The organism is Escherichia sp. E3659, assembly GCF_005781135.1.
Classification (GTDB): domain Bacteria; phylum Pseudomonadota; class Gammaproteobacteria; order Enterobacterales; family Enterobacteriaceae; genus Escherichia.
Genome location: NZ_VATQ01000030.1, coordinates 20,063 through 32,983, shown reverse-complemented (window position 1 = coordinate 32,983; position 12,921 = coordinate 20,063). Strand labels below are relative to the sequence as shown.

The 12,921-nt window shown below is 51.2% G+C and carries 16 protein-coding genes; 13 read left to right on the top strand and 3 right to left on the bottom strand.

Annotated features, from left to right (window positions below; translation table 11 throughout):
- The first annotated feature begins 3 nt into the window (after positions 1-3).
- The 11 genes from FEK47_RS19675 to FEK47_RS19625 all read left to right on the top strand — a co-directional run bounded on the left by FEK47_RS19675 (position 4) and on the right by FEK47_RS19625 (position 8,543).
- Positions 4-315, top strand: coding sequence for a flagellar protein FliT (locus FEK47_RS19675; RefSeq protein WP_138183342.1), 312 nt, complete (start codon positions 4-6; stop codon positions 313-315).
- Positions 312-1,373 (top strand): flagellar hook-length control protein FliK, encoded by a 1,062-nt coding sequence (locus FEK47_RS19670; protein ID WP_138183341.1) that lies wholly within the window; start codon positions 312-314, stop codon positions 1,371-1,373. The genes FEK47_RS19675 and FEK47_RS19670 overlap by 4 nt, the downstream gene beginning before the upstream one ends.
- A 7-nt stretch (positions 1,374-1,380) precedes the next feature.
- The gene (locus tag FEK47_RS19665; protein ID WP_000725259.1) at positions 1,381-1,848 is read left to right on the top strand and encodes a flagellar basal body-associated FliL family protein; all 468 of its coding nucleotides are present in this window, start codon (positions 1,381-1,383) and stop codon (positions 1,846-1,848) included.
- Between the two features lie 19 nt (positions 1,849-1,867).
- Positions 1,868-2,584 (top strand): FliA/WhiG family RNA polymerase sigma factor, encoded by a 717-nt coding sequence (locus FEK47_RS19660; RefSeq protein ID WP_135404385.1) that lies wholly within the window; start codon positions 1,868-1,870, stop codon positions 2,582-2,584.
- Positions 2,585-2,596: 12 nt separating this feature from the next.
- A complete protein-coding gene (gene motA / locus FEK47_RS19655; RefSeq protein WP_064530473.1) occupies positions 2,597-3,460 on the top strand; it encodes a flagellar motor stator protein MotA in 864 nt (287 codons plus the stop codon).
- Positions 3,461-3,462: 2 nt separating this feature from the next.
- Complete coding sequence (gene lafU, locus FEK47_RS19650; RefSeq protein WP_135404386.1) at positions 3,463-4,386, top strand: putative lateral flagellar export/assembly protein LafU; 924 nt, start codon at positions 3,463-3,465, stop codon at positions 4,384-4,386.
- Between the two features lie 70 nt (positions 4,387-4,456).
- Complete coding sequence (dinB, locus tag FEK47_RS19645; RefSeq protein WP_001226161.1) at positions 4,457-5,512, top strand: DNA polymerase IV; 1,056 nt, start codon at positions 4,457-4,459, stop codon at positions 5,510-5,512.
- Positions 5,509-5,961 carry a GNAT family N-acetyltransferase gene (locus tag FEK47_RS19640; protein WP_085459378.1) on the top strand — a complete coding sequence of 151 codons (453 nt, stop codon included), beginning with the start codon at positions 5,509-5,511 and terminating at the stop codon, positions 5,959-5,961. Before dinB ends, FEK47_RS19640 begins: the two co-directional genes overlap by 4 nt.
- Before the next feature lie 245 nt (positions 5,962-6,206).
- Positions 6,207-7,346, top strand: coding sequence for an RNA ligase RtcB family protein (locus tag FEK47_RS19635; protein ID WP_138183340.1), 1,140 nt, complete (start codon positions 6,207-6,209; stop codon positions 7,344-7,346).
- Positions 7,343-7,957 carry a peptide chain release factor H gene (gene prfH / locus FEK47_RS19630; protein ID WP_138183339.1) on the top strand — a complete coding sequence of 205 codons (615 nt, stop codon included), beginning with the start codon at positions 7,343-7,345 and terminating at the stop codon, positions 7,955-7,957. The genes FEK47_RS19635 and prfH overlap by 4 nt, the downstream gene beginning before the upstream one ends.
- A 61-nt stretch (positions 7,958-8,018) precedes the next feature.
- Positions 8,019-8,543 (top strand): metal-dependent hydrolase, encoded by a 525-nt coding sequence (locus FEK47_RS19625; RefSeq protein WP_138183338.1) that lies wholly within the window; start codon positions 8,019-8,021, stop codon positions 8,541-8,543.
- A gap of 8 nt (positions 8,544-8,551) precedes the next feature.
- Here FEK47_RS19625 and FEK47_RS19620 read toward each other — a convergent pair whose 3' ends face one another.
- The 3 genes from FEK47_RS19620 to pepD are packed head-to-tail and all read right to left on the bottom strand — an operon-like array spanning position 8,552 to position 10,843.
- Positions 8,552-8,794 carry a hypothetical protein gene (locus FEK47_RS19620; protein ID WP_138183337.1) on the bottom strand — a complete coding sequence of 81 codons (243 nt, stop codon included), beginning with the start codon at positions 8,792-8,794 and terminating at the stop codon, positions 8,552-8,554.
- A gap of 27 nt (positions 8,795-8,821) precedes the next feature.
- The gene (locus FEK47_RS19615) at positions 8,822-9,337 is read right to left on the bottom strand and encodes a heme biosynthesis protein HemY (protein WP_138183336.1); all 516 of its coding nucleotides are present in this window, start codon (positions 9,335-9,337) and stop codon (positions 8,822-8,824) included.
- 48 nt (positions 9,338-9,385) lie between these two features.
- A complete protein-coding gene (gene pepD / locus FEK47_RS19610; RefSeq protein WP_130224106.1) occupies positions 9,386-10,843 on the bottom strand; it encodes a cytosol nonspecific dipeptidase in 1,458 nt (485 codons plus the stop codon).
- 260 nt (positions 10,844-11,103) lie between these two features.
- On the opposite strand from pepD, the gene gpt reads away from it, so the two are divergent.
- Together gpt and frsA are read left to right on the top strand one after the other, a co-directional pair.
- A complete protein-coding gene (gene gpt / locus FEK47_RS19605) occupies positions 11,104-11,562 on the top strand; it encodes a xanthine phosphoribosyltransferase (RefSeq protein WP_001291990.1) in 459 nt (152 codons plus the stop codon).
- 92 nt (positions 11,563-11,654) lie between these two features.
- The gene (gene frsA, locus FEK47_RS19600) at positions 11,655-12,899 is read left to right on the top strand and encodes an esterase FrsA (protein WP_130218398.1); all 1,245 of its coding nucleotides are present in this window, start codon (positions 11,655-11,657) and stop codon (positions 12,897-12,899) included.
- Positions 12,900-12,921 lie beyond the last annotated feature (22 nt).

Genomic DNA, 12,921 nt, shown 5'->3' with positions numbered 1-12,921 from the left:
ACGATGGAAAAACAACGCAGGCAACTTTTCGCGCTGATAGATGCGATGAATGAAGCTCTCGACAAGCAACGCTGGCGACGCCTTCCGGCACTGCATCAGCAGTTGATGCGCCAGTTTCACGATTACGCGGCGGCGGAAACCGACGCGGCGCAGTTATGTGCGGTGAAGGTGCAACTGTACGGCGCGTTTAATGCCCTGATTAAACGCCGCGAGCAGCGCGCAGAAGTGCTGAAAGCGCGTATGGAACAGCATCAGCGGCATCAGGAAGGCGTACTGGCCTACTCAATTGTTAATTTACTTTCGGAGAAGTCATGAATCCGGCATTGCTTGCCACGCTCGGAACGCTTGCGGAAACGGCGTCGCTGAAAGCGGATATTTTACCGCCGGTGAGCGGTGAAAACGCGCCCGCGTTTACCCTGCCGAAAATGGCGGTCGCGGCGGTGGCGGAGCGCGTTCATAGCGCTAAAACCAGTCAGCAACAGGCGACGCGCCCGCAGGAGAACGATCCGGTGGCGATGCAGGCGCTAATGGCGCTGTTACTTCCGCAACCTGCCGCGCCGCATCAGGACACGCCGCAGCCGCGAAACGTCGCAACATCGCCGGTTATCCAGCAATTGACGAAAGCGGTGGTGCAAAACGCGCCGCAACGCCCGACGCAACAGCAGGAACTCACGCCGTTGCCGCCGCAGTTGCTGGAACTGATCAGTCAGTTGCCGCAGGCGAAACCCGAACAGCAGGCCAGACTGGCGACTTACGCCAGTGAAGATTTACATGCCATTGCGCCGACGCAGCCGCGCGTCTCAACACAGCCAGCTCGCCCGAAACCTGAACTAACCCGTGTGACCGCGCGCCCGCAGGTCGAGCGTAAAACGGAAAAAGTGCCGGACAGCGAACCTGTTATTGCGCGTGCGGTGTTGCAGGTTAAGACGCCGGAGCTGGTCAGCGATCATCAGGAGATTGTCGCCAAACCAGCCACGCTTTCGATGGACGAACTGGGCGAAAAACTGACGACGCTTTTGAAAGATCAGATCCACTTTCAGCTCAACAAACAACAGCAGATCTCCACCATCCGTCTCGATCCACCGTCGCTTGGCAAGCTCGAGATCGCCGTACAACTCGACAACGGCAAACTGATGGTGCACATCGGCGCGAACCAAAGTGAAGTTTGCCGCGCGTTACAGCAGTTTAGCGACGATCTCCGCCAGCATCTGACGGCGCAAAATTTTATGGAGGTGAACGTACAGGTTTCCTCCGAAGGGCAGTCGCAGCAGCAACAACAGTCGGGCCATCAGCAGGAAGAGGTGAGTGCCGCCTTACAGCTTGATGATGCGCCTCAATTTCAACAGAACGAATCCGTTTTGATCAAAGTGTAAAGGCAATATGAAGAAAATCGTGGTGGCGGGCGTGGTCAGCGCCGTTCTGGCGTTGGTGGTGGGGGCCGGAGCTGGATGGGGTGTCTGGCATCATTATGCCGGAAAAGGAAAACCGACGGCCGTTGCACGGGCGGAAACGGTGGAAACCCTGGATGAAAGCAAAAGCGTGTTTGTGACGTTGCCGGAAACCATTGTCACGCTGCATGACAACAACGGCGCGGACCATTATTTGTCGGCGGAATTAGTGATGGTGGTCGCCAGTGACAAAGAAGCGGAAAAAATAAAACATCAGGAACCGCTGTATCAAAGTATTGCGGTTGAATGCCTGACGGAAATGAAATTTGAAGATTTGCGCGGCATGAAAATATCTGCCATCCGCAAACTGATTTCTGACGCGTTAAAGAAAGATCTTCAGCGTCGCAAAATGAGCGCACCGTATAAGGATTTGCTGGTGAAAAAAGTGGTCTTCCAGTAATCACCAGGCGGATATAAACATGCTACAGGACGTATTCGAGTCAGAAGAATTTGCTGCCGCGCCGGTATTAACCCCGCAGCAGGAGAGCCACTACTTGCAGGCCTATTTACCACTGGTGCGTAAAGTGGTGCGGCACCTTGCCCCGCAGTGTAATTGCATTATTGATCGTCAGGACATGGAACAAACGGCATTAATAGGGTTGCTTAACGCCATTCGCCGCTACGGGCTGCCGGACGAAGGTTTTGCGGGCTATGCCGTGCACCGTATTCGCGGCGCGATCCTTGATGAGCTGCGCGCTCTCGACTGGCGACCGCGCCAGCTGCGACAGAAATATCATCAGATGAAAGACCTGATTCGCGAAACGCGTAAAAAACTGGGGCACGAGCCTGAGTGGTCAGAACTGGCCGTGGAAGGGATCTCGCATGAAGATTATCTCGAATATCAGCAACTGGAAGGGGCGGAAACGCTCGCCAGCCTGGACGAACTGCTGAACGGCGAAGGGCCAGGCATTCCGCTTGCTGGCCGGGAACTGGAAGATCAGTTTGTCACCCAGCAAATGTTGCAACAGGCGCTTTCACAATTAAGCGAAAAAGAGCAACTGATCCTCTCCATGTATTACCAGCATGAGATGAATCTCAAAGAGATTGCGCTGGTATTAGGGCTAACCGAGGCCCGAATTTGTCAATTGAATAAACAGATCGCGCAGAAAATTCGTGATTTTGTCTATCCGAATTAAAGTGAAAAAATCATGCAAAAAATATTAGGTTTACTGGTAGTGCTCGGCTGCGTATTCGGCGGGTATTTTGAAGCGGGCGGCCAATTAATTGCTATCTGGCAACCTGCAGAGATAGTTATTATTTTAGGTGCTGGTTTCGGGGCGATGATTATTGGTAACCCGAAGCATGTGCTGAAAGAGATTGCCCATCAAATTAAAGGCGTGATCAGTAAAAAACAGCTCGGGCCGGAATTTCAGCGCCAGCTATTAATGTGCCTGTATGAGTTGCTTGAAATGGTACAAAACGGCGGTCTGCGCATGTTGGATCAGCATATTGAGCAGCCGGAAGAGAGCACCGTTTTCCAGAAATACCCGTTGGTATTAACCCAGAAGCGGCTGGTGACCTTTATTGCCGATAACTTTCGCCTGATGGCGATGGGCAAGATTGACGCCCATGAACTGGAAGGCATTCTCGATCAGGAACTGGACACCGCGGAAGAGTCGCTGTTAACGCCATCGCGCTCGCTGCAACGTACCGCCGAAGCGATGCCGGGATTTGGTATTTGCGCGGCGGTGTTGGGCATCATCATTACCATGCAGTCAATTGACGGATCTATCGCCCTGATTGGCCTGAAAGTGGCGGCGGCTCTGGTGGGGACGTTTTTAGGCGTCTTTATCTGCTACTGCCTGATGGACCCGCTCGCCAACGCCATGGAACAACAGGCGCGGGCGGAACATTCTTTGCTGGAATGCGTGCGCACCGTGCTGGTGGCACAGGCAGGCGGCAAACCGACGCTGCTGGCGGTGGACGCCGGGCGTAAGCTGCTGCATCTGGCGTCCAAACCGACCTTCGCCAACCTCGACGCGTGGGTGAATGCGATGCTGGAGCAAGAATAAGCATGAGAAAGACGGGCAACCGCCGCGAGCGTGGGGCAAAAACCACCATCGTCCGGCGGCAGATCAAAAAGAATCATGCCGGGCACCACGGCGGGGCGTGGAAGGTGGCGTTCGCCGACTTTACTTTGGCAATGATGGCGCTGTTTATGACGCTGTGGATTGTCAACAGCGTCAGTAAATCCGAGCGTGAAAGCATTATCGCCGCGCTGCACGGGCAGTCGATTTTTAACGGTGGTGGGCTGTCGCCGTTAAATAAAATCAGCCCGTCTCATCCGCCAAAACCTGCCACCGTGGCGGTGCCGGAAGAGACGGAGAAAAAAGTGCGTGATGTCAACGAGAAAACGGCGCTGCTGAAGAAGAAATCCGCCACCGAGCTTGGCGAGCTGGCAACCAGTATCAACACCATCGCCCGTGATGCGCATATGGAAGCGAATCTGGAGATGGAGATTGTTCCCCAGGGATTACGCGTGCTGATTAAAGACGACCAGAACCGCAATATGTTTGAACGCGGCAGCGCGAAGATTATGCCGTTCTTTAAAACGCTGCTGGTGGAGCTCGCGCCAGTGTTCGACTCGCTCGATAATAAAATTATTATTACCGGGCATACCGATGCGATGGCCTACAAAAACAATATCTACAACAACTGGAACCTTTCGGGCGATCGCGCGCTTTCAGCTCGTCGGGTGCTTGAAGAGGCCGGAATGCCGGAAGATAAAGTGATGCAGGTAAGCGCAATGGCGGACCAGATGCTGCTGGATGCCAAAAATCCGCAAAGCGCGGGCAACCGGCGCATTGAGATTATGGTGCTGACCAAAAGTGCGTCCGATACGCTGTATCAATACTTTGGTCAGCATGGGGATAAAGTGGTGCAGCCGCTGGTGCAAAAGCTGGATAAGCAGCAGGTGCTTTCGCAGCGAACGCGTTAAATGCTGAATCTTTACGCATTTCTCAAACCCTGAAATCACTGTATACTTTACCAGTGTTGAGAGGTGAGCAATGCGTAAAATCATTCATGTGGATATGGACTGCTTTTTCGCAGCGGTGGAGATGCGCGACAATCCCGCCCTGCGCGATATCCCTATTGCTATTGGCGGCAGCCGCGAACGTCGGGGGGTGATCAGCACCGCCAATTATCCCGCGCGTAAATTTGGCGTACGTAGCGCTATGCCGACAGGGATGGCGCTCAAATTATGCCCACATCTCACCTTGCTCCCGGGGCGCTTTGACGCCTACAAAGAAGCTTCAAATCATATCCGTGAAATCTTCTCGCGCTACACCTCGCGCATTGAACCGTTGTCACTGGATGAGGCTTATCTCGATGTCACCGATAGCGTCCATTGCCACGGTTCTGCGACCCTCATCGCCCAGGAAATCCGCCAGACGATTTTCAACGAGCTGCAACTGACGGCGTCTGCGGGCGTTGCGCCGGTCAAGTTTCTCGCCAAAATCGCCTCCGACATGAATAAACCCAACGGCCAGTTTGTGATTACTCCGGCAGAAGTTCCGGCATTTCTGCAAACCTTACCGCTGGCAAAAATTCCCGGCGTCGGCAAAGTCTCGGCGGCAAAACTGGAAGCGATGGGGCTGCGGACCTGCGGTGATGTACAAAAGTGTGATCTGGTGATTCTGCTTAAACGCTTTGGCAAATTTGGCCGCATTTTGTGGGAGCGTAGTCAGGGGATTGACGAGCGCGACGTTAACAGCGAACGGTTACGAAAATCCGTCGGCGTGGAACGCACGATGGCGGAAGATATTCATCACTGGTCTGAATGTGAAGCGATTATCGAGCGGCTGTATCCGGAACTTGAACGCCGTCTGGCAAAGGTGAAACCTGATTTACTGATTGCTCGCCAGGGGGTGAAATTAAAGTTTGATGATTTTCAGCAAACCACTCAGGAGCATGTCTGGCCGCGGCTGAATAAAGCTGACTTAATCGCCACCGCGCGTAAAACCTGGGATGAACGCCGCGGTGGGCGCGGTGTGCGACTGGTGGGGCTGCATGTGACGTTGCTTGACCCGCAAATGGAAAGACAACTGGTGCTGGGATTATGAATAACATACAAATAAGAAACTATCAGCCTGGCGATTTTCAGCAACTATGCGCTATTTTCATTAGAGCGGTTACGATGACCGCCAGTCAGCATTATTCACCACAACAAATTGCCGCCTGGGCGCAGATTGACGAATCTCGCTGGAAGGAGAAACTCGCGAAATCACAAGTGTGGGTTGCGATCATTAATGCACAACCGGTTGGTTTTATTTCCCGCATTGAACATTATATCGATATGTTATTTGTTGACCCTGAATACACCCGCCGTGGGGTTGCCAGCGCTTTGTTAAAACCTTTGATTAAGTCTGAATCCGAACTTACGGTGGACGCAAGCATAACCGCAAAACCCTTTTTTGAACGTTATGGTTTTCAGACAGTTAAGCAGCAGCGCGTTGAATGCCGGGGAGCGTGGTTTATTAATTTTTATATGCGTTATAAACCGCAACATTAAATCCAGCTTGCAATGAAAATAACACCCGCCTAATATGTGCGCGTTTTCTTATTCCACAAACTGCAAGGAGGTAAATCATGACAAATCCTTTATCAATGACTCTTTGCAGACCTTTCCAGGATTAATTCTTTTTTTCTTGCCCTGGATTCGTCTGCCATTTCCTGATTTTTTAATTGTTACTCTCAATAATTCGAGTCGCAGCACATGCAACTTGAAGTATGACGAGTCTATTTACGGAATGGTATATGGGCAATTATATTCGTCCCTTATCCGATGCGGTATTTACCATCGCATCTGATGACCTGTGGATCGAGAGTTCAGCGATCCAACAATTACATACCACGGCAAATTTACCCAACATGCAGCGCGTAGTAGGGATGCCAGATTTACACCCCGGACGCGGCTACCCGATTGGCGCAGCGTTCTTCTCTGTTGATCGTTTTTACCCGGCACTGGTCGGCAATGATATCGGCTGTGGCATGGCGCTATGGCAAACAGATATTCTCGCTCGCAAATACAACGCCGATAAGTTTGAAAAGCGATTATCAGCTTTGGATGACGTTGCTGAAGAAAGCTGGCTGGAGGAAAACCTGCCGTCAGCATTTGCACAGCATCCGTGGCGCAGCTCGCTTGGCTCTATCGGTGGCGGTAACCACTTCGCTGAACTGCAACAAGTTGATCAAATCATCGACGCTGAACGGTTTGCACTGGCAGGTCTGGATGCGCAGCATCTGCAACTGCTGGTTCATAGCGGCTCGAGGGGGTTGGGGCAGTCTATTTTACAGCGGCATATTGCCTCGTTTTCACATCATGGTTTGCCTGAAGGCAGTGACGACGCGCTACGGTATATTGCGGAACATGACGATGCGCTGGCGTTTGCGCGTATTAATCGCCAGCTGATCGCTTTACGCATAATGCAACAAGTTAAGGCCACCGGAAGTCCGGTTCTGGATGTGGCGCATAACTTTGTTAACGCGTGTAAAATCGGCGATCAACAGGGCTGGTTGCATCGTAAAGGTGCCACGCCGGATGACAACGGTCTGGTGATTATTCCTGGTTCACGCGGTGATTACTCCTGGCTTGTACAGCCTGTTGCGAACGAAAAAACGCTTCACTCGCTGGCGCATGGGGCAGGGCGTAAATGGGGGCGCACCGAGTGTAAAGGGCGTCTGGCAGCGAAATACACGGCGACGCAACTCTCGCGTACTGAACTTGGCAGTCGGGTAATTTGTCGCGATAAACAACTCATCTTTGAAGAAGCGCCACAAGCCTATAAATCGGCAGAAAGCGTGGTGCAATGTCTGGTGCAGGCCGGTTTAATTATTCCTGTCGCGCGGCTGCGTCCGGTGCTAACGCTCAAAAACAGTGGAGGGAAAAAAGGATGATCTTGCTACAACTCTCCTCAGCGCAGGGGCCGGAAGAATGTTGTCTCGCAGTGAAAAAGGCGCTGGACAGGCTAATTAAAGAAGCTACCCGACAAGACGTCGCGGTAACGGTGCTGGAAACCGAAGCCGGGCGTTATCCTGACACGGTGCGTTCGGCGCTGATTTCTCTGGATGGCGACAACGCATGGGCATTAAGCGAAAGCTGGTGCGGCACTATTCAGTGGATTTGCCCGAGCCCGTATCGCCCACATCACGGGCGTAAAAACTGGTTTCTGGGCATTGGGCGTTTTACCGCTGATGAGCAGGGGCAATCCGATGCGATCCGGTATGAGACGCTGCGTTCGTCGGGGCCGGGCGGTCAACATGTCAATAAAACCGACTCGGCGGTACGTGCCACGCATCTGGCATCCGGTATTAGCGTGAAGGTTCAGTCAGAGCGCAGCCAGCATGCTAACAAACGGCTGGCGCGATTGCTGATTGCCTGGAAGCTGGAACAGCAGCAACAGGAAAATAGCGCGGCGCTGAAATCGCAGCGGCGAATGTTCCATCACCAGATTGAACGTGGCAACCCGCGACGAACGTTTACAGGGATGGCTTTTATCGCTGTGTAATTGAGGAATGTCTCCCGCCGTTTTCTACATGAAAGCGCGGGCAAAAATGAAAGGAATCGCCATGTTTATCGGTCATCTTCCGGCTGGTTATTTAATAACTTGTACTTTAGTGAAACGCTTACCGCTGATTGTTTGTCATGCGCGCAGGGCGATGGTTATTGGCTTAGTTGGGGCCGTTGCGCCCGATTTTGATCTTTTCTGGTGCTATCTGGTGGATAACGGGCAACGACATCATCATCTTTACCCTACACATTGGCCATTGTTATGGTTTGCTCTGCTGGCGGCGACGTTATTCTGGGCCACAATTGCGAAGAATAAACTTCCGGCGTGGCTGGGTGTGGTGTTTTGCCTGAATAGTATCACCCATTTATTACTCGATACGCTGGTCGGTGATATCTGGTGGCTGATGCCTTTCGTTAACCAACCATTTGCATTCTTTCATATTACAGCGGTGCATCATCCGTGGTGGCTCAATTTTTTATTACACTGGTCGTTTTTACTGGAACTGGCATTAGTGGTTGCCGCCATTGCCATGTGGTGCAGACGTAATGCCAAAATGGTAAATGTAAAATGTGTGGAAAAATGATTCTGACTTTAAGCGGCGTAACATGTTTCCTGGGGAAATTCTCCCGTAGTTAAATATGTTCTTCTGACTTTTCCCCAGGCTCTGAACATATAAAAATTCTGCTTTTCACCTTCAAGCTCTTTCACGAATTCCAGTGCGAAAGAGTTTTTTACGATCAAAAACTCCCCCCAGGAAATATGGTCGCAGCTATATAAATATGCGACCTTTTCATGGGTTTCATAATGCTTTGTTATTTCAATGTAAATTGCCATACGATTCTTCTCTGAGGTAAATGGTCGTTATTTTAATGCCTGCTGAATGAGTTGTTTGATCGTTGGATTAAAGTGGCTCTGATGGGCAGTTATAAAGGGCATCAGAAGGGTTCCCAGTGCGAGCATACCCGGCGGCGCAAACATGAAAATCAGAGCTTCCTGGATGGCTGATTGTTGCAGGGGGGATGTTATTAAGGCTGATATCAGAGAGAAGACACCTGCTATGACAGAAAATGTGCCTATTATCAGAACTACTGTGAACCATAACGACATAAACGCCAGGTTGGTATATACGCCTTCAAGTATTACCCCCGAAGGTGTTTCTTGCCAGGAACCACGGAACGTCGTTGTATGGCTTCTTCCCCAATACCAGGTCGTATGCGAGATAGTCAATTGATCATGACCAATCTTACCTTTCATTTCATCGTCGTCATCAATAGCGTTGATTAATTTCCGACGGGCTTCATCAATGGAATATGGCGTTGAACAGGAAAAGGTTTCGAGAGACGGATACCAGATACGGTGTAATTTTTTAGGGATCATTGTTCATCCTTGAACAGTCCACGCCCGCAGGCGTGGACGCTATCGTTATTACTTCGCCGGAATTTCTTTCAGCAGTTCAGTCAGCAGTGTCCAGTAATGACCTACGCTTTCGATGTGAACTTGTTCATCCGGAGAGTGTGGACCGGTGATTGTTGGCCCGATAGAAACCATGTCCATTTCCGGATACGGTTTTTTGAACAGACCACATTCCAGGCCCGCGTGGATAATCTGGATGTTCGGCGTCTTGTTGAACAGACGCTGATAGGTTTCACGTACCAGATGCATCACCGGAGAATTAGCGTCCGGCTGCCAGCCTGGATATGCGCCTTTCGCTTCGGTTTTCGCGCCAGCCAGTTTACCCAGCGAATCCAGCATGCTCACCACGTAGTCTTTACCGCTGTCGATCAGAGAACGGATCAGACAGTGAATTTCTACGTTGTTGTCGGTCATGGTCACCACACCGACGTTCAGGGAGGTTTCAACCACACCTTTGGCTACATCGGAGTTACGAATCACACCGTTCGGGGTGGCGTTCAGCAGACGAATAAAGGTATCGCGAGATTGCGCAATCAGGGCAGCTTTATCGTTCGCAACAGAGTCCAGCAACAAGGCCAGATTTTTCTCTTTCTCTGCCAGCTCGTTTTTCAGGATGTCCTGATAGGTATTCACCAGAGATTTCAGTGCGTCGACTTTATCAGCTGCGACAGCGATGGTCGCAAAGGCTTCACGCGGGATGGCGTTACGCAGTGTGCCGCCGTTGAAATCGATAAGGCGCAGATCCAGCTCTTCTGCATGACCCGCCAGGAAGCGAACCAGCAATTTGTTCGCGTTACCCAGGCCAACGTGGATTTCGCCACCAGAGTGACCGCCTTTCAGACCTTTTAAGGTTAACTTGAAGGTTTCAAAGCCAGCTGGAACCGCTTCACGATCTAAGTGCAGGTTGGAGGTGAAGTCGATACCCCCCGCGCAACCCATGTAGATTTCACCTTCTTCTTCGGAGTCGGTGTTAATCAGAATGTCAGCCTGCAACCAGTTGCTTTGTAAACCGAATGCACCGTCCATACCGGCTTCTTCGGTCATTGTCAGCAGCACTTCCAGCGGGCCGTGAACTACGTTTTCGTCAGCCAGAACCGCCAGTGCAGACGCCATACCAATGCCGTTATCTGCACCCAGCGTAGTGCCGCGCGCTTTAACCCATTCGCCATCAATATAAGGCTGGATAGGATCTTTGGTGAAGTCGTGCACGGTGTCGTTGTTTTTTTGCGGCACCATATCGAGGTGAGCCTGCAGGACAACCGGTTTACGGTTTTCCATACCTGCGGTGGCAGGTTTACGAATCAGGATATTCCCCACTTGATCGCGTTCGACGTGGAAACCTTTTTCTTTTGCCCAACCTACAATGTATTCAGCAAGTTGCTCTTCATGATAGGACGGGTGAGGAATAGAACAGATTTTTGCAAAAATATCCCACAGCGGCTGTGGAGATAATTGAGACAGTTCAGACACGTTAAGTCTCCTTGTCGATCACCCGCAAAACAGTATTGCAGGTCACAGGGTTAGCAGAAAATGTTGTCAGCACAAGTCAGGCTTGCGAGATATGTTTGAGAATACCACTTTATCTAGCGACAGGTAGTAGCAGTGCGTAAAAAGACGCGGACTTATGTGAAATACTGGTTTTTAGTGCGCCAGATCTCTATAATCTCGCGCAACCTATTTTCCCCTCGAACACTTTTTAAGCCGTAGATAAACAGGCTGGGACACTTCACATGAGCGAAAAATACATCGTCACCTGGGACATGTTGCAGATCCATGCACGTAAACTCGCAAGCCGACTGATGCCTTCTGAACAATGGAAAGGCATTATTGCCGTAAGCCGTGGCGGTCTGGTACCGGGTGCGTTACTGGCGCGTGAACTGGGTATTCGTCATGTCGATACCGTATGTATTTCCAGCTACGATCACGACAACCAGCGCGAACTGAAAGTACTGAAACGCGCAGAAGGTGACGGTGAAGGCTTTATCGTCATTGATGACCTGGTAGATACTGGTGGTACTGCGGTTGCGATTCGTGAAATGTATCCTAAAGCACACTTTGTGACTATCTTCGCGAAACCGGCTGGTCGTCCTCTGGTAGATGATTATGTGGTTGATATCCCACAAGATACCTGGATTGAGCAGCCGTGGGATATGGGCGTTGTGTTCGTCCCGCCTATCTCTGGTCGCTAATCTTTTCAACGCCTGGCACTGCCGGGCGTTGTTCTTTTTAACGTCAGGCAGGTTACAATAGCTTCCAGTAAGTATTCCTGGAGGTTGCATCCATGACACAGGCTAACCTGAGCGAAACCCTGTTCAAACCCCGCTTTAAACATCCTGAAACCTCGACGCTAGTCCGCCGTTTTAACCACGGTGCGCAACCGTCGGTGCAGTCGGCCCTCGATGGCAAAAATATTCCTCATTGGTATCGCATGATTAACCGCCTGATGTGGATCTGGCGCGGTGTTGATCCGCGTGAAATCCTCGACGTCCAGGCGCGCATTGTGATGAGCGATGCTGAACGCACCGACAATGATTTATACGATACGGTGATTGGCTACCGCGGCGGCAACTGGATTTACGAGTGGGCCACCCAGGCGATGGTGTGGCAACAGAAAGCCTGTGCGGAAGAAGATCCGCAACTCAGCGGGCGTCACTGGCTGCACGCAGCTACGTTGTACAATATTGCCGCCTATCCGCACTTGAAGGGCGATGATCTGGCTGAACAGGTACAGGCGTTGTCAAATCGCGCGTATGAAGAAGCTGCGCAACGTCTGCCTGGAACAATGCGGCAAATGGAGTTTACCGTTCCGGGGGGCGCGCCCATCACTGGCTTTTTGCATATGCCAAAAGGTGATGGCCCATTCCCGACAGTATTAATGTGTGGTGGTCTGGATGCGATGCAAACAGACTATTACTCCCTTTATGAGCGCTATTTTGCACCGCGCGGCATTGCGATGCTGACTATTGATATGCCTTCGGTCGGTTTTTCCTCAAAATGGAAACTCACCCAGGATTCCAGCCTACTGCACCAACATGTCTTAAAGGCGTTGCCAAACGTGCCGTGGGTAGATCACACGCGCGTCGCAGCCTTTGGTTTCCGTTTTGGTGCTAACGTTGCTGTACGCCTGGCTTATCTCGAGGCATCACGTTTGAAAGCGGTGGCCTGTCTTGGCCCGGTGGTTCACACTTTACTGAGTGATTTTAAGTGCCAGCAACAAGTGCCAGAAATGTATCTTGACGTTCTGGCAAGCCGACTGGGAATGCATGATGCTTCTGATGAAGCGTTGCGTGTTGAGCTGAATCGCTACTCATTAAAAGTGCAAGGATTGCTGGGGCGTCGTTGCCCAACGCCAATGTTATCAGGGTACTGGAAGAACGATCCGTTCAGCCCGGAAGAGGATTCACGCTTAATCACGTCGTCATCTGCTGATGGTAAATTGTTAGAGATTCCGTTTAACCCGGTGTATCGGAATTTTGACAAGGCACTTCAGGAAATCACTGACTGGATCGAAAAGCGATTGTGTTAAAAATTTGCTAAATTTTGTCAAT